The sequence below is a fragment of the Streptomyces sp. NPDC005811 genome, from assembly GCF_040630405.1.
Lineage (GTDB): Bacteria > Actinomycetota > Actinomycetes > Streptomycetales > Streptomycetaceae > Streptomyces.
On record NZ_JBEXXK010000007.1, the window covers coordinates 160,187 to 181,470 of the forward strand.

Here is a 21,284-nt window from a genome sequence, read left to right on the forward strand (position 1 = left end):
TCCGGCGGAACTCCGATGGCTCCGACCGGATCTGACGGTCCGTCAAGATAGAACAGGTTCTAGAAGAAGGGAACGCCCGCGGCGGGTCCCACAGGGCGCGCGCACTCTCACCTCACCGGTCGAAGTCCACCTCCACCGTCTCCGTCACCGGATGCGACTGGCAGGCCAGCACATATCCGGCCTCCGTCTCCTCCGGCTCCAGCGCGAAGTTGCGGTCCATGCGCACCTCACCGGAGACCAGGAAGGCCCGGCAGGTCCCGCACACCCCGCCCTTGCAGGCGTAGGGCGCGTCGGGCCGGTTGCGCAGCACGGTGTCCAGCACCGACTCCCCGTCCCGCACGGGCCAGCTGCCGCCCCGGCCGTCGAGCCGGGCCGTCACCGTGGCGTGCGCGGGCGCCGACGCGCGGGCGGGGGGTGCCGCCTCGTCGACGTGGAAGATCTCCTCGTGGATCCGGGAGCGGGCCACCCCCAGCTCGCGCAGGGTGCGCTCGGCGCCCTGCACCAGCCCGAACGGCCCGCACAGGAACCAGCCCGCCACGTCCGCCACCGGCAGCAGCGCCGGCAGCAGCCCGGTCAGCCGCTCCCGGTCCAGCCGTCCGGACGGCAGTCCCGCCTGCTGCTCCTCCCGCGAGAGCACGGTGACCAGCTGGAGCCGCTCGGGATGGCGGTCCTTGAGGTCGGCCACCTCCTCCAGGAACATCGTCGACGCGGCCGTACGGTCGCCGCGGATCAGACAGAACCGGGCGCCGGGTTCACGCGCCAGCAGGGTCGAGACGATCGACAGCACGGGGGTGATGCCGCTGCCGCCCACGATCGCCGCGTACAGCCCGGGAGCCGGGTCGAGCGTGAACCGGCCCGCCGGGGTCATCACCTCCAGCTCGTCACCGACGCCGATCTCCTTCAGCGCGTACGTCGAGAAGACGCCGCCCTCCACGAGGCGCACGCCCACCCGCAGGGTGCGCGGTCCCTCGCCGGCCGGGTCGGGGGCGGCCGAGCAGATCGAGTACGTCCGCCGGATCTCGGTGCCGTCGGCCGTGCGCCGCAGCGCGAGATGCTGTCCGGCCGCGTGCCGGTACTCCTCGCGCAGGGCTTCGGGGACGGTGAGGGTGAGGGCGACGGAGTCGTCGGTGAGCCGGTCCACCGCGGCCACCGGGAGCGGGTGGAAACGGGCCGTCACGGCTCGGGCCATCACAACTCCTTGAAGTGGTCGAAGGGTTCACGGCAGGCCAGACAGCGGCGCAGCGCCTTGCAGGCGGTGGAGGAGAACCGGCTGAGCAGCTCGGTGTCGGCGGAGCCGCAGTGCGGGCAGCGCACCGGGTCCTCGTCGAGCGTCCTGGTGGGGCCCAGGGCGAGCGCGACCGGGCCGGTCCCCCGGGTGGTCCGGGGCGGCGCTATGCCGAACTCCCGCAGCTTGCGGCGGCCTTCGTCGGTGATGTCGTCCGTCGACCAGGCCGGGGCCAGCACCGTGCGCACGGTGACGTCCTGGACGCCGTGCCCGCGCAGCGCCCGGCGGATGTCGGCGGCCATCGTCTCGATCGCCGGGCAGCCGGTGTACGTCGGGGTCAGCTCGACCTCGACCGCGCCGGCGTCCTGGACGTGTACGCCCCGCACCACGCCCAGCTCGCTCAGGGTCAGCACCGGCAGCTCCGGGTCCGGCACCGAGCCGGCCAGCGCGAGCAGCTCCGCCTCCAGGGCGGTGGCCGTCACCATGACGCCCCCGGGTGGCTGCGGTGCAGGTGCTGCATCTCGGCGAGCATCCGGCCGAACGGTTCGGTGTGCAGGCCCTGCCGGCCCGCGCCGGCCGTCCAGGCGCCGGACTGCGCTCCCTCGGGAACCGCGAGGCCGGCCCGCCGCAGCACCGCGCCGACCGCCTCCAGCCAGGGCGCCCGCAGCGTTGCGGGGTCAGTGCCGAGCCCCTCCACGGGCTGGAACATCTCGCCGGTGAACCGCCACAGCGCGGTGCACGCCGTGCGCATCCGCTCATGGCTGAGGTCGGTGCCGTCGCCGAGCCGCAGGGTCCACTGCTCGGCGTGGTCGCGGTGGTACGCGGTCTCCTTGACGGCCTTGGCGGCGAGCCCGGTGAACGGACCGTCACCGGCGGCCAGTTCGCCGTACAGCAGGTGCTGGTACGTCGAGAAGTACAGCTGGCGGGCGATGGTGTGGGCGAAGTCGCCGTTCGGCTGCTCGACGAGCTGGAGGTTGCGGAAGGCGCGCTCCTCCCGCAGATAGGCGAGGTCGTCCTCGTCACCGGCCATGGACAGCAGGACGCGGGCCTGGCCCAGCAGATCGAGGGCGATGTTGGCGAGGGCGACCTCCTCCTCCAGCACGGGCGCGTGGCCCATCCACTCGCCGAGGCGGTGGGAGAGGACCAGGGCGTCGTCGCCGAGGGCGAGGGCGGCGGTCACCGGGACGGTCGCGGTCACAGGTGCTGCACCCCGTCCGGGATCTCGTAGAAGGTCGGATGCCGGTAGGGCTTGTCGGCGGACGGTTCGAAGAACGGGTCCTTCTCGTCCGGCGAGGAGGCGGTGATCGCCGAGGACGGCACGACCCAGAGGGAGACGCCCTCGCCGCGCCGGGTGTACAGATCGCGGGCGTTGCGCAGGGCGAACTCCGCGTCCGGCGCGTGCAGGCTGCCGGCGTGGGTGTGGGAGAGGCCGCGCCGTGAGCGCACGAAGACCTCCCACAGCGGCCAGTCGGTGTGCGTCATGCCCGTCCCTCTTCCTTCCGCGTGCTCGCGTGCGTGCTCGTGCCGGTGTGCGCGGCCGTCGCACCGCTGTGCCGCGCCGCGTGGGCGGCGGCGGCCTCCCTGACCCACGCGCCCTCGTCATGGGCGCGCCGGCGCTGGGTGATCCGCTGTTCGTTGCAGGGCCCGTTGCCCTTGATGACCTCCTTGAACTCCGTCCAGTCGATCGGGCCGAAGTCGTGGTGCCCCCGCTCCTCGTTCCACCGCAGGTCCGGGTCGGGGAGGGTGAGGCCGAGGGACTCCGCCTGCGGGACGCAGATGTCGACGAAGCGCTGGCGCAGTTCGTCGTTGGAGTGCCGCTTGATCTTCCAGGCCGTGGACTGCGCGGAGTGCGCGGACTCGTCGTCGGGCGGGCCGAACATCATCAGCGAGGGCCACCACCAGCGGTCCACCGCGTCCTGCGCCATCGCGTGCTGCCCGGGGGTGCCGCGGCTCAGGGCCAGCAGCAGTTCGTACCCCTGGCGCTGGTGGAAGGACTCCTCCTTGCAGATGCGGACCATCGCGCGGGCGTACGGCCCGTAGGAGCAGCGGCACAGGGGGACCTGGTTGGTGATCGCGGCGCCGTCCACGAGCCAGCCGATCGCGCCGACGTCCGCCCAGGTCAGCGTGGGGTAGTTGAAGATCGAGGAGTACTTCTGGCGGCCGGAGTGGAGCTTGTCGAGGAGCTCGTCGCGGCCGACGCCGAGCGTTTCGGCGGCGCTGTAGAGGTAGAGCCCGTGCCCGGCCTCGTCCTGGACCTTGGCCATCAGGATGGCCTTGCGGCGCAGGGAGGGCGCGCGGGTGATCCAGTTGGCCTCGGGCTGCATGCCGATGATCTCGGAGTGGGCGTGCTGGGCGATCTGCCGCACCAGCGTCGCGCGGTAGGCGTCGGGCATCCAGTCGCGGGGCTCGATGCGTTCGTCGGCGGCGACGGCGGCGTCGAAGGTGCGCTGGTACGCCTCGTCGTCGGCCGCGCGGGGCGCGGTGGCTGTCGCCATGAGGTCCCCCTCTGTCTTCCCGGCTGTCCTCCGGACCGTCCGCCCGGATCGCTCCCGACCGATCGTTCGGTCTGCGCCATTCCATGGTGGGGCGGCCGTCGTAAGGTGTCAACCGCTGTGGATAACCTGCGGGCGGGGAGGGGCTGCGCCGAGCGGGTGGGGCTGAGTACCGTTCGCGATTGCGCGACGCAGCAGGCACGGGAAGTCGACCGGGATCGGGGAACGGGGCGGAATGGACGCGTACGACAAAGGGCCTGACGCCGCAGGGGGCCCGGGCGCGGCGGAGGCACCGGAGGCGGGGACCCCGGTTCCTCCGCCGGCGGCCGCCGCGCCGCTGGGCGCCCCGCCCCCGGACGACCCGCCCCGCGACGACCCGCCGCCGCCCGAGCCCCGTACCGGTGTGGCCGCGCTCTCGCCCCGCTACCAGATAGGCGCCGCGCTGGCGCTCGCCGTCGTCGCCGTCGCCGTCTGTGTGCACCTGGGCATGGTGTTCCTGCACGTCGCGCCGTCGAACACGGTGACGAAGGCACACGGCAAGGCGATAGACGACTGGGTCTACCCGGAGTTCGAACAGAACTGGAAGCTGTTCGCGCCGAACCCGCTCCAGCAGAACATCGCGGTCCAGGTCCGCGCCGAGATCCGCACCGCCGACGGCCGCTCGCGCACCACCGGCTGGTACGACCTGTCCGCGCAGGACGGCCGGGACATCGACCGCAACATCGTGCCGAGCCACACCCAGCAGAACGAGCTGCGCCGCGCCTGGGACTTCTTCACCGCCACCCACGGCTCCGACAACCGCCCCGTCGGACTGCGCGGCGACCTCTCCGAGACCTATCTGCGCCGGATCGTCGAGCTGCGCCTGGAGCGCGGCGGCGCCCTCCAGGTGGACGGCGTGGACGGCGCGCTCCAGCGGGTCCAGGTCCGTTCCCGGACCGTCAACGTGACCCCGCCGAAGTGGAGCACGGAGAAGGTGTCGTCGACGCCGGTGTACCGGGTGCTGCCCTGGTGGACGGTGCCGGCCGCCGAGGCCCGCGGAGGTGTCTCGTGAACCGCTTCACCCTGACGGTGTCCGCCGCCATCGCGCGCGTGACCGAGTCCGCGCACGGCCCGTACCAGAGCGCCGTGATCCGGATCGGCTTCAGCGCGACCTGGCTGATGTTCCTGCTGCGCGAGCTGCCTCACCGCGCGGAGCTCTACGGCCCCGACGGCCCCTGGAGCTGGATCCTGGCCCGGCAGCTGATCGACACCAACGGCGCGTTCACGGCGCTGATGTGGTCGGACGGACGGGTCTGGTTCGAGCTCGTGTACGCCGTCGCCGTCCTCGCGAGCGCCCTGCTCCTGGTGGGCTGGCGCACCCGCACGATGTCGGTGCTGTTCATGGTCGGCGTGCTCTCGCTGCAGAACCGCAGCGTCTTCATGGGCGACGGCGGCGACAACGTCCTGCATCTGATGTCGATCTACCTGGTGTTCACCCGCTGCGGCCGGGTGTGGTCGCTGGACGCGCGGCGGGCGCGCCGCACCGAGGCGGCACGCGCGCGGGGCGAGCGGGTCACCGACCGGGTGGGGCCCGCCCTGTGGCTCGTCCTCGGTGTCGTGCTGACCACCGTGACGGCGACGGGCGGCTTCCACAGCCAGTGGACGATCCCCGCGCTCCTGTGGGCGGCCTGGGCCGCGCAGGCCCTGTGGTGGCTCGTCGGGCGCCGCACCGGGTCGGCCGAGCCCAGGATCCTGCTCGACGTGATCGGGAACATCCTGCACAACGGCGCCCTGGTCGTGATCATGGCCGAGGCCTGTCTGATCTACGCGACGGCCGGCTGGTACAAGATCCAGGGCTCGCGCTGGCAGGACGGCACCGCCGTCTACTACCCCCTGCACCTGGACTACTTCTCGCCCTGGCCCGCGCTCGGCGGCCTGCTGTCGAGCAGCGGCACGATGGTGATGCTGGTGACGTACGGCACGGTCGTCGTGCAGGTCGCCTTCCCGTTCACGCTGTTCAACCGGCGGGTGAAGAACGTGCTCCTCGCGGTGATGATGACCGAGCACGCCGCGATCGCCGTGATCCTCGGCCTGCCGTTCTTCTCGCTGGCGATGATCGCGGCGGACGCGGTCTTCCTGCCGACGCCCTTCCTGCACCGGCTCGGCGGCTGGGCGCTGCGCGCGCGGGAGCTGGTGTTCTCGCGCGACGGCCGCGTCCCGGTGCCGCGCCAGCGCACCCCGGAGAACTCCGAGGCCCCCCACGTGGGCTCCCCCACGTAGGCTCCCGGCATGACCGACCCCGTCAGCACCTGGCACCGCCTGACCGACTCGCACGTCCTGCTGGACGGCTTCCACGCCCTCAAGCACGCCGTGCGCTTCGGGGCGGAGGTGCCGGTCGCGGTCACCGCCGACCGGCACGCGGCGCTCGCCCTGGCCGACGAGCTGGCCCCGGACGTACGGGGCACCCTGGACGCCCTGCTGACGGAGGTCCCGGCGGCGACGTACGCGGCGCTGGTGCCGCGCCCGCATCCCACGGCCGTGGCCGCCCTGGCCGTACGGCCCGCCCGCGACGCCCAGCTGGCGAGGCTCGCGCGGCTGCCGCGCACCGCGCCCGTGGTGGTCCTCGACAACCCGCGCAACCTGGGCAACGCGGGGGCGGTGATCCGGCTGGCCGCCGGGTTCGGGGCGACCGGTGTGGTCACCACCGGCACGCTCGACCCCTGGCACCCGACCGTCGTGCGCGGCGGCGCGGGGCTGCACTTCGCGACCGCCGTGGAACGGCTGCCGGTGCCCGAGCTGCCCGCCGGCCCGCTGTTCGCGCTGGACCCCGAGGGCGACGACCTGCGGGGCGTGAAGCTCCCCGACGACGCCCTGCTGGCCTTCGGCTCGGAGCGCTCCGGCCTGTCCACCGAACTACGCGCCCGGGCCGACCACCTGCTGTCCCTGCCGATGCGGCCCCAGGTCTCCAGCTACAACCTGGCGACGAGCGTGGCGATGACGCTGTACCACTGGAGTCACGGCGCGCAGAGCGCCTCGTGAGGGGCGCGGCACCCCCACCCCTTCAGGCGTCCCTCCGCACTTCGACGACCCGGAACCGGTTCGCCACGAACGCCCCGTCGCACAGGGCGGAGTTGGCCGCCGGGTTGCCGCCCGACCCGTGGAAGTCGGAGAACGCGGCCGTCTGGTTGACGTACACCCCACCGGTGAGGTTGAGCGACAACTGAGCCGCCTCCTCCAGACACACCTCCTCGATCTCCCGCTCGAACTCCGGGTCGGTCGTGTACGCCCCGACGGTCATCGCCCCCTTCTCCCGCACCGTCCGCCGCAGCAGCGCCAGCGCGTCCGCGGCGGAGTCGACGGCGACGGCGAAGGAGACCGGCCCGAAGCACTCGCCCATGTAGGCGGCCTCGTCGTCCGCCCCCTCCCAGTACTTCCGCGCCCCGTCCAGCTTCACGATCACCGGGGTGCGCACGACCGCGTCCGGGAACTCCGGGTGGGTCACCTCGCGGGAGGCGAGGGCGACCTCGCCGAGGCCGGCGGCGGCCTCCAGCCGGGCCTTGACGTCCGGGTTGACGATGGCGCCGAGCAGCGCGTTCGCGCGCGCGTCGTCGCCGAGCAGGCCGTCGACGGAGCGGGCGAGGTCGGCGACCACCTCGTCGTAGGTCTTCGGGCCCTCGTCGGTGCGGATGCCGTCCCGGGGGATCAGCAGGTTCTGCGGGGTGGTGCACATCTGGCCGCTGTACAGGGACAGCGAGAACGCCAGGTTGGCGAGCATGCCCTTGTAGCCGGCGGTGGACTCCACGACGACCGTGTTGACGCCGGCCTTCTCGGTGTAGACCTGCGCCTGCCGGGCGTTGGCCTCCAGCCAGTCGCCGAAGGAGGTCGAGCCCGTGTAGTCGATGATCTTGATCTCGGGGCGGGTCGCCAGGGTCTTGGCGATGCCCTCGCCCGGACGCTCGGCGGCCAGGGCGACGAGGTTGGGGTCGAAGCCGGCCGCGGCGAGCGCCTCGCGGGCGACCTGGACCGTCAGCGCGAGCGGCAGCACCGCGCGCGGGTGGGGCTTGACCAGGACCGCGTTGCCGGTGGCCAGGGAGGCGAACAGGCCCGGGTAGCCGTTCCACGTGGGGAAGGTGTTGCAGCCGACGAGCAGGGCGATGCCGCGCGGGACGGGCGTGAAGGTCTTGGTCATCGCGAGCGGGTCGCGCTTGCCCTGGGGCTTGCTCCACTCCGCCGTGCCGGGCGTGCGGACCTGTTCGGCGTACGCGTACGCCACGGCCTCCAGACCGCGGTCCTGCGCGTGCGGGCCGCCCGCCTGGAACGCCATCATGAACGCCTGGCCGGAGGTGTGCATGACCGCGTGCGCGAACTCGTGCGTCCGGTCGGCGATCCGCTTGAGGATCTCCAGGCAGACCACCGCGCGGACCTCCGCGCCCGCCTCGCGCCAGGCGCGCTGTCCGGCCGTCATGGCGGGCAGCAGCACGTCCACGTCCGCGTGCGGGTAGGTCACGCCCAGGGCGATGCCGTAGGGGGAGGTCTCCTCGCCCACCCAGTCGTCGGTGCCGGGCTGGCCGAGGTCGAGACGGGTGTTCAGGAGGGCGTCGAAGGCGGCCTTGCCGGCCGCCGCGTCCAGGCTGCCGTTCTCGCCGTAGGCCTTCGGGTGTTCCGGGTGGGGGGACCAGTACGCGCGGGTGCGGATCGCTTCCAGGGCCTGGTCGAGGGTGGGCCGGTGCTGGGCGATCAGATGGTGCGCGGTCGGTTCGGCGGCGGCCATGCGGGACCAACTCCTCGTCTTGAGAACTCTCCGTCGAGCTCATGACCTGGCGGAAACCTGGGCAGGAACTGCCAGTCAGGGCTAGAGTAACCGAACGATCGGTCGGGACAAGGGGGCCTGCCGCATCTGTGGAAAACCCCGTGCGGGAGGATCGCGCACATGACAGCACTCGACCTCAGCAGCCCCGTGGCCGTCGTCGGCACCGGCACCATGGGCCAGGGCATCGCCCAGGTCGCGCTGGTCGCCGGCCACCCCGTACGGCTGTTCGACACCGTCCCCGGCCGGGCCCGGGAAGCGGCCGCCGCGATCGGCGCCCGCCTCGACCGGCTCGTGTCGAAGAACCGTCTCGCCGCCTCCGACCGGGACATCGCCCGCGCCCGTCTGACGGCCGCGGAGAGCCTCGGCGACCTCGCGGACTGCGGACTGGTCGTGGAGGCCGTCCTGGAGCAGCTGGACGTCAAGCAGGAGCTCTTCCGCGCGCTGGAGGACGTGGTCGGCGAGGACTGTCTGCTCGCCACCAACACCTCCTCCCTGTCGGTGACCGCCATCGGCGGCGCCCTGCGCAACCCGGGCCGTTTCGTGGGCCTGCACTTCTTCAACCCGGCGCCGCTGCTGCCGCTGGTCGAGGTCGTCTCCGGGTACGCCACCGACGTCACGTCGGCCACGCGCGCGTACGAGACCGCGCGCTCCTGGGGCAAGACCCCGGTCGCCTGCGCCGACACCCCCGGCTTCATCGTCAACCGCATCGCGCGGCCCTTCTACGCCGAGGCGTTCGCGGTCTACGAGGCACAGGGCGCCGACCCGGCCACCATCGACGCGGTGCTGCGCGAGTCCGGCGGGTTCCGGATGGGCGCCTTCGAGCTGACCGACCTGATCGGGCAGGACGTCAACGAGTCCGTCACGCACTCGGTGTGGCAGTCCTTCTTCCAGGACGTGCGCTTCACCCCCTCGCTCGCCCAGCGCCGACTCGTCGAGTCCGGCCGCCTCGGCCGCAAGACCGGCCACGGCTGGTTCGACTACCGCGACGACGCCGGGGCGGAGAGCGCCGAGCCGCACACCGCCGAGAAGCAGCAGGCGCCCGCCTACGTCCTCGCCGAGGGCGACCTGGGCCCCGCCGCCGAGGTGCTCGCGCTGATCCGCGAGGCGGGCATCCAGGTCCGCGTGGACGAGGAGGACCACGGCACCCGGCTGGTGCTGCCCGGCGGCGGCCAGCTCGCCCTCGCCGACGGCCAGACCTCCGTGGAGTTCCGTGACGTCGTCTACTTCGACCTCGCCCTCGACTACCGCAAGGCCACCCGGATCGCCCTGTCCGCCTCCCAGGACACCTCGCAGCAGACCCTCTCCGAGGCGATCGGCCTGTTCCAGGCGCTCGGCAAGGACGTCAGCGTCATCGGCGACGTCCCCGGAATGATCGTCGCGCGGACGGTCGCCCGGATCGTCGACCTCGCGCACGACGCCGTCGCCAAGGGCGTCGCCACCGAGGAGGACATCGACACCGCGATGCGGCTTGGGGTGAACTACCCCCTCGGCCCCTTCGAGTGGAGCCGGCGCCTCGGCCGCATGTGGGCCTTCTCCCTCCTGGACGACCTGCACGACCGCGACCCTTCGGGCCGCTACGCGCCGTCCCTCGCCCTGTACCGGCACTCCTTCGCCACCGACAAGCGGGAGGGCGGCGCCTCATGACCACCGCCAAGCGCGACACGTACACCCCGGAGACCCTGCTCTCCGTCGCCGTCCAGGTCTTCAACGAGCGCGGCTACGACGGCACGTCCATGGAGCACCTCTCCCGGGCGGCCGGCATCTCCAAGTCGTCGATCTACCACCATGTGGCCGGCAAGGAGGAACTGCTGCGCCGGGCCGTCAGCCGCGCCCTGGACGGTCTGTTCGGGATCCTGGAGGAGGAGCACGCACGCGTGGGGCGCTCGGTGGAGCGCCTGGAGTACGTCGTACGGCGCATGGTCGAGGTCCTCATCGGCGAACTGCCGTACGTCACCCTGCTGCTGCGGGTGCGCGGCAACACCGACACCGAGCGGTGGGCCCTGGAGCGGCGGCGCGACTTCGACCACCGGGTCGCCGACCTGCTGAACGCGGCCGCCGCCGACGGGGACGTGCGCGGCGACGTGGAGGTGCGGCTCGCCACCCGACTGGTCTTCGGGATGATCAACTCGATCGTCGAGTGGTACCGGCCGGGCGGCCGGGGGATGGCCGAGGCCGACGTGGCCGACGCGGTGGTGCGCCTGGTCTTCGCAGGTCTGCGCACCGAGCACTAGGCCGGACACGACCTGGGCCGGACACGACCTAGCTCTGCGGTTCCAGGTCCTCCTCCTCGAACACCAGCAGTGTGCGGGTGCTGAGCACCTCGGGGATGGCCTGGAGCCGGGTCAGCACCACCTCGCGCAGCGCCCTGTTGTCGGGCGTGTGCACCAGCAGCAGGACGTCGAAGTCGCCCCCGACGAGGGCGATGTGGGAGGCGCCGGGCAGCTGGCGCAGCTGCGCGCGCACGGTCCGCCAGGTGTTCTGCACGATCTTCAGGGTGATGTAGGCGCTCGTCCCCTGGCCCGCGCGCTCATGGTCGACCCGGGCGCCGAACCCCCGGATGACGCCGTCCTCGACGAGCCGGTTGATCCGCGCGTAGGCGTTGGCGCGCGAGACGTGCACCCGTTCGGCGACCGACCGTATCGAGGCCCGGCCGTCGGCCTGGAGCATCTGGAGGATGTCCCGGTCGATGGCGTCGAGCGGCCGGGCCGGGGGCAGCTCCGGCGCGTACGCCCCGCCCTCCCCGCCCTCCCCGCCCGTTCCGGCCGCCGCGTTCTCCGGGGGCGTCGCGTTCCTCGGGTGCTCGGCCATTTGTTCAGGTGCCATGTCCCCCCGCCTCTCCGCCATGGACGTCCTGCATCCATCTCAGGTTGTGGAGAACCGTTTGTCCACAGCCTGAGGGTGCCTGTAGCCAAAATGTGCCGACGACCGAACAATCGGTAGGTGAGGCGGGTCACAAGCCGACCCGTCTCCCAGAGCCGCTCCCACGAGGAGGTGCCGTCATGACGGTCATGGAGCAGCGGGGCGCGTACCGGCCGACCCCGCCGCCCGCCTGGCAGCCCCGCACCGACCCCGCGCCGCTGCTGCCCGACGCGGAGCCCTACCGCGTCCTCGGCACCGAGCGGGCCGCGAAGGCCGATCCGGAGCTGCTGCGGCGGCTGTACGCCCAACTGGTGCTCGGCCGCCGCTACAACGCGCAGGCCACCGCCCTCACCAAGCAGGGACGGCTCGCGGTCTACCCGTCGAGCACCGGCCAGGAGGCCTGCGAGGTGGCCGCCGCGCTGGCCCTGGAGGACCGCGACTGGCTGTTCCCCAGCTACCGCGACACCCTCGCGGTCGTCGCCCGCGGGGTCGACCCGGTCGAGGCGCTCACCCTGCTGCGCGGCGACTGGCACACCGGCTACGACCCGTACGAGCACCGGGTGGCTCCCCTGTGCACCCCGCTCGCCACCCAGCTCCCGCACGCCGTGGGCCTCGCGCACGCCGCCCGCCTCAAGGGCGACGACGTGGTGGCGCTGGCCCTGGTCGGCGACGGCGGCACCAGCGAGGGCGACTTCCACGAGGCGCTGAACTTCGCCGCCGTCTGGCAGGCCCCGGTCGTCTTCCTCGTCCAGAACAACGGCTTCGCGATCTCCGTACCGCTCGCCAAGCAGACCGCCGCCCCCTCCCTCGCCCACAAGGCCGTCGGCTACGGCATGCCGGGCCGCCTGGTCGACGGCAACGACGCCGCCGCCGTGCACGAGGTTCTCACCGACGCCGTGCGCCGTGCCCGCGAGGGCGGCGGCCCCACCCTCGTCGAGGCCGTCACGTACCGGATCGACGCCCACACCAACGCCGACGACGCCACCCGCTACCGGGGCGACGCCGAGGTCGAGACCTGGCGCGAGCACGACCCGATCCTGCTCCTGGACCACGAGCTCACCGCGCGCGGGATGCTCGACGACGACGCCCGGCGGAGCGCGCGGGACGCCGCCGAGACGATGGCCGCCGACCTGCGCGCCCGGATGAACCAGGACCCGGCCCTGGACCCGAGGGACCTCTTCGCCCACGTGTACGCCGAGGACACCCCCCAGCTGCGCGAACAGCGCGCCCTGCTGGAGGCCGAACTCGCGGCGGAGCAGGAAGGCGCCCACCGATGACCACCGTCGCCCTCAAGCCCGCCACCATGGCGCAGGCCCTCACGCGCGCGCTGCGCGACGCGATGGCCGCCGACCCGGCCGTGCACGTCCTGGGCGAGGACGTGGGCACCCTCGGCGGTGTCTTCCGGGTCACCGACGGGCTCGCGAAGGAGTTCGGCGAGGACCGCTGCACCGACACCCCGCTCGCCGAGGCCGGCATCCTCGGCACCGCCGTCGGCATGGCCATGTACGGCCTGCGCCCGGTCGTCGAGATGCAGTTCGACGCCTTCGCCTACCCGGCGTTCGAGCAGCTCATCAGCCATGTCGTCCGGATGCGCAACCGCACCCGCGGCCGGATGCCGCTGCCGATCACGATCCGCGTCCCCTACGGCGGCGGCATCGGCGGAGTCGAGCACCACAGCGACTCCTCCGAGGCCTACTACATGGCGACCCCGGGGCTCCACGTCGTCACGCCCGCCACGGTGGCCGACGCCTACGGCCTGCTGCGCGCCGCCATCGCCTCCGACGACCCGGTCGTCGTACTCGAACCCAAGCGGCTCTACTGGTCCAAGGACACCTGGAACCCCGAGGATCCGCAGACGGTCGACCCGATCGGACGCGCCGTCGTGCGCCGTTCCGGCTCCAGCGCGACCCTGATCACCTACGGCCCCTCGGTGCCCGTGTGCCTCGAGGCCGCCGAGGCGGCCCGGGCCGAGGGCTGGGACCTGGAGGTCGTCGATCTGCGCTCCCTGGTGCCCTTCGACGACGAGACGGTCGCCGCGTCGGTGCGCCGCACCGGGCGGGCGGTCGTCGTCCACGAGTCGGGCTCCTTCGGCGGCCCCGGCGGGGAGATCGCGGCCCGCGTCACGGAGCGCTGCTTCCATCACCTGGAGGCGCCGGTGCTCCGGGTCGCCGGCTTCGACATCCCGTATCCGCCGCCGATGCTGGAGCGCCACCACCTGCCCGGCGTCGACCGCATCCTCGACGCCGTGGCACGGCTGCAGTGGGAGGCCGGGAACTGATGGCACAGGTGCTGGAGTTCAAGCTGCCCGACCTCGGTGAGGGTCTCACCGAGGCGGAGATCGTGCGCTGGCTCGTCCAGGTCGGCGACGTCGTCGCCGTGGACCAGCCGGTCGTCGAGGTCGAGACGGCCAAGGCGATGGTCGAGGTGCCCTGCCCCTACGGCGGGGTGGTCACCGCCCGCTTCGGCGAGGAGGGCACCGAACTGCCCGTCGGCGCCCCGCTGATCACGGTCGCGGTCGGCGCCCCGGCCGCCGGCGGCCCGGCCTCCGGCGCCCCGGCCTCCGGCGGCCCGGCCGAGGGCTCGGGCAACGTGCTGGTGGGGTACGGCACCTCGGAGGCACCGGCGCGGCGCAGGCGAGTACGGCCCGCGCACTCGCCATCCCTGGCGCCGCCCAGCTCGGTCGCATCCGCGCCTGCCGCCCCCGTCGTGCCCGCCGCCCCGGTCACAGGGCCCGCGGGGCCGGTCGCCGTGATCTCCCCCCTGGTGCGGCGCCTTGCCCGGGAGGGCGGCCTGGATCTGCGGGAGCTGACGGGCTCCGGACGCGACGGCCTCATCCTGCGCGTGGACGTGGAGAACGCCCTGCGGGCGGCGGTGGCCGCCCCCGAGCCCGCCCCCGTGCCCACCTCCGAACCCTCGCCCGCCCCCGTGCCCTCCGCCCTCACCGGCGGCCATCGCGTCCCCCTCAAGGGCGTCCGGGGCGCCGTCGCCGACAAGCTCTCCCGCAGCCGTCGTGAGATCCCCGACGCGACCTGCTGGGTGGACGCCGACGCGACGGAGCTGATGCGCGCCCGTGCCGCGATGAACGCCGCCGGCGGCCCGAAGATCTCCCTCCTCGCGCTGCTGGCCCGGATCTGCACCGCCGCCCTGGCCCGGTTCCCGGAGCTGAACTCGACCGTCGACCTCGAGGCGCGGGAGATCGTCCGGTTCGACCAGGTGCACCTGGGCTTCGCCGCGCAGACCGATCGGGGGCTGGTCGTGCCCGTCGTCCGCGACGCCCACGCCCGGGACGCCGAGGGGCTCACCGCGGAGTTCGCCCGGCTCACCGACGTGGCCCGCGACGGCCGGCTCACCCCCGCCGAACTGACCGGCGGGACCTTCACGCTGAACAACTACGGGGTGTTCGGCGTCGACGGCTCCACGCCGATCATCAACCACCCCGAGGCGGCCATGCTGGGCGTCGGCCGGATCGTGCCCAAGCCCTGGGTCCACGAGGGCGAACTGGCCGTGCGCCAGGTGGTGCAGCTCTCCCTCACCTTCGACCACCGGGTCTGCGACGGCGGCACCGCCGGAGGCTTCCTGCGGTATGTGGCGGACTGCGTGGAACAGCCCGCGGTTCTGCTGCGCACCCTGTGATCACGCGGCTCCCCGCGTTCCCTGTGATCGAGGAGGCCCGCATACTCAGGGGGTGACCTCGTCCGAACCCCCCGGCACCCCCGGAGGCCGTCCACCGGGGCCGGCCGCCGCCGCGTACGACGCCGTCGTGCTCGCGGGCGGCGGCGCCCGGCGTCTCGGCGGAGCCGACAAGCCGGGGGTGCGCGTGGGCGGCCGGGCGCTGCTGGACCGGGTGCTCGCCGCCTGCGCCGACGCCCGTACCACCGTCGTGGTCGCCGATCCCCGGCCCACCGCCCGGCCCGTGCGCTGGGCGCGTGAGGACCCGCCGGGCGGTGGCCCGGTGGCCGCGCTCGACGCCGGACTGCGCCGCACCACGGCCGACGACGTCCTCGTCCTCTCCGCCGATCTGCCCTTCCTCGCCGCCGGCACCGTGCGGCGGCTGCTGGCCGCCCTGCGCGCGGGCACCGCGGAGGGCGCGCTGCTCACCGACGCCGACGGCCGCGACCAGCCGCTCGTCGCCGTGTACCGGACCGCCGCCCTGCGCCGCGAACTGGCGCCGCTCGGCGCCGCCCCCGGCGGCCTCACGGGGCTGCCCCTGCGCCGGCTGACCGCCGGACTCGACCTCACCCGCGTCCCCGACCCCGTCGCGTCCTTCGACTGCGACACCTGGGACGACATCGCCACCGCCCGGGCCCGCATCAGGGAGCATGACCACGTGTTGGACGAATGGATTTCCGCAGTCAAGGACGAGCTGGGCATCGACCTGGAGGTCGACACCGGGGTGCTGCTCGATCTCGCCCGGGACGCCGCCCACGGCGTGGCCCGGCCCGCCGCACCGCTGACCACCTTCCTGGTCGGCTACGCGGCCGCACAGGCCCAGGGAGGCCCCGAGGCCGTCGCCGAGGCCGCCCGCAAGGCCGCCGCCCTGGCGCTGCGCTGGGCGAACGAGGCGAAGGAGGCCGAGGAGCCGGAGAAGACGAAGGCGGCAGGCCCCGACGGCTCCGCCGCCACCGGGACCGGTGACACGGCACCGGACGCCGGATGACCCGCCGCGGCATCCGTGCGGGCCAGGACACCGAGGCCCCCGATGCCGAGGGCTTCGACGTCGAGGAGGTGCTCGCCCTCGTGAACGACGGCAAGGGCCCCGCCCGCCCCACCGGCGCCCCCGCCCCCGGGCAGACCGGCGCACGGACCGAAGGCACCGCCCCCACCCACGGCTCCCGCACCCGGGAGGCCTCGGCCCCTGCGGCCGAACGTCACGGCCACCGGCACCACGCCACCTCCTGGCCCGAGGCCCGGGCCGTCGCCGCCCGTGCGTCCCGGGCCTCGGCCGCACGCCGCGCGCCCGTCTCCGTGCCCCTCGGCGACGCCCTCGGGCTGGTCCTGGCCGGTCCGCTGACGGCGCTCACCGACCTGCCCTCCTTCGACACCTCCGCGATGGACGGCTGGGCGGTGGCGGGCCCCGGCCCCTGGCGGGTCCGGGACGAGGGCGTGCTGGCGGGCAGTACCGCGCCCGAACCCCTCGCCGACGGCGAGGCCGTCCGGATCGCCACCGGCGCCCGGATCCCCCCGGACACCACGGCGGTCCTGCGCAGCGAGCACGGCCGCACCGACGCCCAGGGCCGGCTGCACCCGACCCGGGACATGAGCCACGGCCAGGACATCCGCCCCCGCGGGCAGGAGTGCCGCAGCGGCGATCAACTGCTGCCCGTCGGCGCGGTGGTGACCCCGGCCGTCCTCGGCCTCGCCGCGGCCGCCGGGTACGACACCCTGTCCGCCGTACCGCGGCCGCGGGCCGAGGTGTTCGTGCTGGGCGACGAACTGCTCACCGAGGGCCGCCCGCACGACGGGCTCATCCGGGACGCGCTCGGCCCCATGCTGCCGCCGTGGCTGCGGGCCCTGGGCGCCGAGGTGGTCGCCGTGCGGCGGATCGGCGACGACGAGAAGGCCCTGCACAAGGCCGTCAGCAGGTCCTCCGCCGACCTGATCCTCACCACCGGCGGGACCGCCTCCGGGCCCGTCGACCACGTCCACCCCGTCCTGCGCCGCATCGGCGCCGAACTCCTCGTGGACGGTGTCCAGGTGCGCCCGGGGCACCCCATGCTGCTGGCCCGCACCAAGGACGAGCAGCACCTCGTCGGCCTGCCCGGCAACCCCCTCGCGGCCGTCTCCGGGCTGCTCACGCTCGCCGAGCCCCTGCTGCGCACCCTGTCCGCCCGTTCCGCCCAGGAGCGGTACGCGCTGCCCCTGCGGGACGAGGTGCAGGGGCATCCCCAGGACACCCGGCTCGTTCCCGTGGTGCTGCGCGGCGATCATGTCGTCCCGCTGCACTACAACGGCCCGGCGATGCTCCGGGGCGTCGCGGCGGCCGACGCGCTGGCCGTCGTACCCCCGGGGGGAGCGCGGGCGGGTCAGCGGACGGAACTCCTCGACCTGCCGTGGGCGACAGCCGGGGTGGCAGCCTGTTTCACGTGAAACACCCGCATGGCGGACCCCGTCACACCTGTTCGGGCGCCGGAACCGCCCGGCGGACCGTGATCACGCGGTCCCCCTGCTGGAGCTGGGTGAGGCGGGGATCGGCGTAGTCCAGCAGTTGCCGGCCCCGTACGACGGCCACGACCAGGTCCGTGGAGCTGCGCGGCGACTGTCCTTCCTCGCTCTCGGTGACCGGGCGTTCGAAGAGGGTCAGTCCGCTCCCGAGGGTCATCAGGTCCTCCAGGGTCTTCGCCACGGTCGGGCTGACCATCGAGACGCCCAGCAGCCGTCCCGCGGACGAGGAGCTGGTGACCACGGTGTTCGCGCCGGACTGCCGGAGCAGGGGCACGTTCTCGTCCTCCCGGGCCGCCACCACGATCGTGGCGCGCCGGTTGAGCTGCCGGGCGGTCAGCGTCACCAGGGCGGCCGTGTCGTCGCGTTGCGGGGCGACGATCACCCGGGAGGCGTGCTGCACCTCCGCCCGCCGCAGCACCTCGCTGCGGGTGGCGTCCCCGGTGACGGTCACCAGCCCGTCGTCGCCGGCCGATTCGGTGGCCTTGCGCTGGGCGTCGACGACCACGATCCGGTCCTTGGCGATGCCCTGCCCGACGAGCGTCTGGACCGCGTGCCGGCCCTTCGTGCCGTATCCGACGACCACGACATGGTCCCGGGTGCGCATCCGCCAGCGGTGGATGCGGACCTGCTGCCGGGTGCGCTCGGTGAGCACCTCCAGGGTGGTGCCGACCAGGATGATCAGGAACAGCACGCGCAGCGGGGTGATGACGAGGATGTTGACCAGCCGGGCCGTGTCGCTCACGGGGGTGATGTCGCCGTAGCCGGTGGTGGAGAGGGTGACCGTGGCGTAGTAGGCGGAGTCCAGGAGGTCCACGGAACCGTCGGAGTTGTCGTTGTAGCCCTCGTGGTCGGCGTAGACGATCACCGTGGTCAGGGCCAGCACCAGCAGTCCCATGGCGAGGCGGCGCAGCACCTGCTGGAGCGGGGGCGCGCCGACGCTCACCGGCATGGTGATGGAGCGCCCCGCCTCGGCGTCGTCGCGTGCCTCACGGCGGGAGCGGTACCAGAGGGACCTGACGAGAGAGAGCCGCACCGGCCCGGTGGGCTGTCGTTCCTGGTCCTTCATCGCGTGCCCCCTGTGGCCGTGATCCGATCGATGGGCACCATGGTTCCCGGCGGGTCCCCACCCGTCATGAAGCAACACGGTCCCAGGGCCCGTGTCCGTTCCCCGCACCGGAGGTCCCCTTGCGCGACCACATTGTCGTCGTCGGCTTCGGCACGAAGGGGCGGTCCGCGATCCGGACGGCCTGTGCCTCGGGGCTGCGCAAGGACCAGGTCGTGGTGATCGACCCCAGCTCGAAGGCGATCGACGCGGCGACCGCCGAGGGCTACGAGGGCGTGGTCGGGGACGCCACCCGCAGCGATGTGCTGCGGCGGGCGGAGGTGCAGCGGGCCGGGAAGATCGTCATCGCCACCCAGCGCGACGACACGGCCGTCCTGGTGGCGCTGACGGCCCGCCAGCTCAACCCGTCCGCGAAGATCGTGGCCGCGGCGCGCGAGGAGGAGAACGCGCCGCTGCTGAAGCAGTCCGGCGCCGACGAGGTCATCACCAGCGCCGGGGCGGCCGGACGGCTGCTGGGGCTCAGCGTGCTCAGCCCGTCGGCCGGCCTGGTGATGGAGGACCTGATACAGCAGGGCAGCGGGCTGGACCTCGTCGAGCGGACCGTGACCAAGGCGGAGGCGGGCCGCGGTCCGCGCGAGACGGACGACCTGGTGGTCAGCGTCGTCCGCGGCCACCGGGTCCTCGCCTACGACGACCCCGCCGTCGGCGTCCTGGAACTGACGGACCGGCTCATCACGATCGTGCGCGTCGACTGAGCGGCCGTGCGCCGGACCGCCGTCACCTGCGGTTGTACAGCCGCATGGTGACCGGCCCGAAGACCAGCACGAACAGCCCGGCCCACCCCAGCGACCAGGCGATCTCGGCGACCGGCCGGTCCCCGGCCATCAGGCCCCGCACCGCCGACGACAGATGGGTCACCGGGCTGTTGTTGACGAAGGCCTGGAGCCAGCCGGGCATGGTGTGCGGGTCGACGAACACGTTGGACAGGAAGGTGAGCGGGAAGATCACCATCATGCTGACGCTCATCACCGACTTCTCGGTGCGCAGCAGCAGCCCGAACATGGTCCAGATCCACGAGAAGGCGAACGAGAAGACGACCAGCAGGGCGATCCCCGCGACCACCCCGCCGACGCCGCCGTCCGGCCGGTAGCCGAGGGCGAGTCCGACGGTGAGCATCACGACGGAGGCGATGGTGTAGCGCAGCGCGTCGCCGAGGAGATAGCCGACCATCGTCGACGGCCGCCAGATCGGCAGCGAGCGGAACCGGTCGAAGACGCCCTTCTCGATGTCGGTGTTCACCGAGACGCCCGTGTACATCGTGATCATCACGACCGACATCACCAGGATGCCCGGCAGCAGGAACTGGATGTACTCCTGCGGGGAGCCGGCCAGGGCGCCCCCGAACAGGTACGTGTACATCAGCACCATCATGATCGGGAACGCGGTGACGTCGAAGAGCTGCTCCGGCACGTGCTTGATCTTCAGGATCGCCCGCCAGCCGAAGGTGAGGGACGCCGACCAGGCGCTGGGCCGCGCCGGCCGGTCGCCGGCCACGAGCAGCGCGGCCAGCGACTCGGCGCTCACCGGGGCGAGTTCCCGGGTCTCCGTGGTCGTCGTGGTGCTCATGCCGCCACCTCGTCCTTCGGGGAGTTCGCGGTCGTGTCGTGTCCGGTGAGGGCCAGGAACACCTCGTCCAGGCTGGGCTGGCCGAGGGAGAAGTTGTCGACGGTGATCCCGGCGCGGGCGAGTTCGCCGAGGGCGCGGGAGACCTGCTCGGCGGCCGTGTCGCCGAGCGCCGCGGCGAGCCGGGCCGTCAGCGTCACCGGATCGGGGTCGCGCTGGATCTCGGCGTCCAGCACCAGCCGCAGCACCCGCTCGGCCTCCGGCCGCTGCCCCGCGTCCCGCAGCCGCAGATGCACGGACCCCGCGCCGACGGACGCCTTCAGCTCGCCCTTCGTGCCCTCGGCGATCACCCGCCCGTGGTCGATGACGGCGATCCGGGACGCGAGCTGATCGGCCTCGTCGAGGTACTGCGTGGTCAGCAGCACGGTCGTACCCTGCGCGACCACCGCCCGCACGATGTCCCACACCTGGTTGCGGCTGCGCGGGTCCAGACCGGTGGTCGGCTCGTCCAGGAACAGCAGGTCGGGGGTGCTGAGGATGGACGCGGCGATGTCGATACGGCGCCGCATGCCGCCCGAGTAGTGCTTGACCTGCTTCCCGGCCGCGTCCGCCAGCCCGAACGCGGCCAGCAGCTGCGCGGACCGCTCCCGGGCGGCCTTCCTGGCGTGTCCCAGCAGCCGGCCGAGCAGCACCAGGTTCTCGGTGCCGGTCAGGTCCTCGTCCACGGACGCGTACTGCCCGGTGAGACTCACCAGGCCGCGCACCTCGTCGGCCTCGCGGACCACGTCGTGGCCGAAGACATGGGCCTCGCCGCCGTCGGGCCGCAGCAGCGTGGCGAGCATCTTCACCGTGGTCGTCTTGCCGGCGCCGTTGGGGCCGAGGAGGCCGTAGACCGTGCCCGCCGGCACGGTGAGGTCGACGCCGGCCACGGCCCTGGTCCCGCCGAACGTCTTCACCAGGCCCGCGGTCTCGATGGCCGGGTCTGCGGTGTGCCGACTCATGGGGTGTCCTTCCGCGTACTCGGGCTACGCATGGGGAGACCTTTACCGTCCACCGAACTCATCGGTGATC

General features: G+C 73.3%; 20 protein-coding genes and 1 pseudogene. 11 read left to right on the plus strand and 10 right to left on the minus strand.

The window, feature by feature from the left end; genetic code table 11:
• Nucleotides 1-112 precede the first annotated feature (112 nt).
• Genes ABZ490_RS10205 through paaA form a run of 5 tightly spaced genes read right to left on the minus strand, consistent with a single transcriptional unit; the run spans nucleotide 113 to nucleotide 3,720 of the window.
• Complete coding sequence (locus tag ABZ490_RS10205) at nucleotides 113-1,189, minus strand: 2Fe-2S iron-sulfur cluster-binding protein (protein ID WP_358987167.1); 1,077 nt, start codon at nucleotides 1,187-1,189, stop codon at nucleotides 113-115.
• Nucleotides 1,189-1,710 carry a 1,2-phenylacetyl-CoA epoxidase subunit PaaD gene (gene paaD / locus ABZ490_RS10210; RefSeq protein WP_358987170.1) on the minus strand — a complete coding sequence of 174 codons (522 nt, stop codon included), beginning with the start codon at nucleotides 1,708-1,710 and terminating at the stop codon, nucleotides 1,189-1,191. The genes ABZ490_RS10205 and paaD overlap by 1 nt, the downstream gene beginning before the upstream one ends.
• Nucleotides 1,704-2,423, minus strand: a complete 720-nt coding sequence (gene paaC, locus ABZ490_RS10215; protein ID WP_358987173.1) for a 1,2-phenylacetyl-CoA epoxidase subunit PaaC — start codon at nucleotides 2,421-2,423, stop codon at nucleotides 1,704-1,706. The genes paaD and paaC overlap by 7 nt, the downstream gene beginning before the upstream one ends.
• Nucleotides 2,420-2,707, minus strand: coding sequence for a 1,2-phenylacetyl-CoA epoxidase subunit PaaB (gene paaB / locus ABZ490_RS10220; RefSeq protein WP_358987180.1), 288 nt, complete (start codon nucleotides 2,705-2,707; stop codon nucleotides 2,420-2,422). Before paaB ends, paaC begins: the two co-directional genes overlap by 4 nt.
• On the minus strand, nucleotides 2,704-3,720 hold the full coding sequence (gene paaA, locus ABZ490_RS10225) for a 1,2-phenylacetyl-CoA epoxidase subunit PaaA (protein ID WP_358987183.1): 1,017 nt from the start codon (nucleotides 3,718-3,720) through the stop codon (nucleotides 2,704-2,706). The genes paaB and paaA overlap by 4 nt, the downstream gene beginning before the upstream one ends.
• A gap of 232 nt (nucleotides 3,721-3,952) precedes the next feature.
• Here paaA and ABZ490_RS10230 point away from each other — a divergent pair, with 232 nt between their 5' ends.
• Genes ABZ490_RS10230 through ABZ490_RS10240 form a run of 3 tightly spaced genes read left to right on the plus strand, consistent with a single transcriptional unit; the run spans nucleotide 3,953 to nucleotide 6,735 of the window.
• Nucleotides 3,953-4,768, plus strand: a complete 816-nt coding sequence (locus ABZ490_RS10230) for a DUF5819 family protein (protein WP_358987186.1) — start codon at nucleotides 3,953-3,955, stop codon at nucleotides 4,766-4,768.
• Nucleotides 4,765-5,976, plus strand: coding sequence for an HTTM domain-containing protein (locus ABZ490_RS10235; protein WP_358987189.1), 1,212 nt, complete (start codon nucleotides 4,765-4,767; stop codon nucleotides 5,974-5,976). Before ABZ490_RS10230 ends, ABZ490_RS10235 begins: the two co-directional genes overlap by 4 nt.
• Nucleotides 5,977-5,985: 9 nt before the next feature.
• Nucleotides 5,986-6,735, plus strand: a complete 750-nt coding sequence (locus tag ABZ490_RS10240; protein WP_358987192.1) for a TrmH family RNA methyltransferase — start codon at nucleotides 5,986-5,988, stop codon at nucleotides 6,733-6,735.
• Between the two features lie 22 nt (nucleotides 6,736-6,757).
• Here ABZ490_RS10240 and paaN read toward each other — a convergent pair whose 3' ends face one another.
• Nucleotides 6,758-8,467 carry a phenylacetic acid degradation protein PaaN gene (paaN, locus tag ABZ490_RS10245; RefSeq protein WP_358987196.1) on the minus strand — a complete coding sequence of 570 codons (1,710 nt, stop codon included), beginning with the start codon at nucleotides 8,465-8,467 and terminating at the stop codon, nucleotides 6,758-6,760.
• A gap of 159 nt (nucleotides 8,468-8,626) precedes the next feature.
• Here paaN and ABZ490_RS10250 point away from each other — a divergent pair, with 159 nt between their 5' ends.
• The gene (locus ABZ490_RS10250) at nucleotides 8,627-10,150 is read left to right on the plus strand and encodes a 3-hydroxyacyl-CoA dehydrogenase (RefSeq protein ID WP_358987199.1); all 1,524 of its coding nucleotides are present in this window, start codon (nucleotides 8,627-8,629) and stop codon (nucleotides 10,148-10,150) included.
• Complete coding sequence (locus tag ABZ490_RS10255; protein WP_358987201.1) at nucleotides 10,147-10,737, plus strand: TetR/AcrR family transcriptional regulator; 591 nt, start codon at nucleotides 10,147-10,149, stop codon at nucleotides 10,735-10,737. Before ABZ490_RS10250 ends, ABZ490_RS10255 begins: the two co-directional genes overlap by 4 nt.
• Before the next feature lie 28 nt (nucleotides 10,738-10,765).
• Here ABZ490_RS10255 and ABZ490_RS10260 read toward each other — a convergent pair whose 3' ends face one another.
• A complete protein-coding gene (locus ABZ490_RS10260) occupies nucleotides 10,766-11,329 on the minus strand; it encodes an Lrp/AsnC family transcriptional regulator (RefSeq protein ID WP_358987204.1) in 564 nt (187 codons plus the stop codon).
• Nucleotides 11,330-11,505: 176 nt separating this feature from the next.
• Here ABZ490_RS10260 and pdhA point away from each other — a divergent pair, with 176 nt between their 5' ends.
• From pdhA to ABZ490_RS10285, 5 genes are all read left to right on the plus strand, one after another.
• Nucleotides 11,506-12,642, plus strand: a complete 1,137-nt coding sequence (gene pdhA, locus ABZ490_RS10265) for a pyruvate dehydrogenase (acetyl-transferring) E1 component subunit alpha (RefSeq protein ID WP_358987207.1) — start codon at nucleotides 11,506-11,508, stop codon at nucleotides 12,640-12,642.
• Nucleotides 12,639-13,643: an alpha-ketoacid dehydrogenase subunit beta gene (locus ABZ490_RS10270; RefSeq protein ID WP_358987210.1), complete on the plus strand. Its 1,005-nt coding sequence runs from the start codon at nucleotides 12,639-12,641 to the stop codon at nucleotides 13,641-13,643. The genes pdhA and ABZ490_RS10270 overlap by 4 nt, the downstream gene beginning before the upstream one ends.
• Nucleotides 13,643-14,998 carry a dihydrolipoamide acetyltransferase family protein gene (locus tag ABZ490_RS10275; RefSeq protein WP_358987213.1) on the plus strand — a complete coding sequence of 452 codons (1,356 nt, stop codon included), beginning with the start codon at nucleotides 13,643-13,645 and terminating at the stop codon, nucleotides 14,996-14,998. The genes ABZ490_RS10270 and ABZ490_RS10275 overlap by 1 nt, the downstream gene beginning before the upstream one ends.
• Nucleotides 14,999-15,125: 127 nt before the next feature.
• Nucleotides 15,126-16,022, plus strand: a complete 897-nt coding sequence (locus ABZ490_RS10280; protein ID WP_358987414.1) for an NTP transferase domain-containing protein — start codon at nucleotides 15,126-15,128, stop codon at nucleotides 16,020-16,022.
• Entirely contained in the window at nucleotides 16,019-17,452 is a 1,434-nt protein-coding gene (locus ABZ490_RS10285) for a molybdopterin molybdotransferase MoeA (protein ID WP_358987215.1), read from the plus strand. The genes ABZ490_RS10280 and ABZ490_RS10285 overlap by 4 nt, the downstream gene beginning before the upstream one ends.
• Before the next feature lie 22 nt (nucleotides 17,453-17,474).
• Here the strand turns inward: ABZ490_RS10285 and ABZ490_RS10290 are convergent, their stop codons facing one another.
• A complete protein-coding gene (locus ABZ490_RS10290) occupies nucleotides 17,475-18,593 on the minus strand; it encodes a potassium channel family protein (protein WP_358987218.1) in 1,119 nt (372 codons plus the stop codon).
• 119 nt (nucleotides 18,594-18,712) lie between these two features.
• Between ABZ490_RS10290 and ABZ490_RS10295 the strand changes: the two are divergent.
• Nucleotides 18,713-19,345: pseudogene (locus tag ABZ490_RS10295) on the plus strand (NAD(P)-binding protein); the annotation flags it as partial.
• Between the two features lie 22 nt (nucleotides 19,346-19,367).
• Here ABZ490_RS10295 and ABZ490_RS10300 read toward each other — a convergent pair.
• A complete protein-coding gene (locus tag ABZ490_RS10300; protein ID WP_358987221.1) occupies nucleotides 19,368-20,216 on the minus strand; it encodes an ABC transporter permease in 849 nt (282 codons plus the stop codon).
• A complete protein-coding gene (locus ABZ490_RS10305) occupies nucleotides 20,213-21,214 on the minus strand; it encodes an ATP-binding cassette domain-containing protein (RefSeq protein ID WP_358987225.1) in 1,002 nt (333 codons plus the stop codon). The genes ABZ490_RS10300 and ABZ490_RS10305 overlap by 4 nt, the downstream gene beginning before the upstream one ends.
• Nucleotides 21,215-21,284 lie beyond the last annotated feature (70 nt).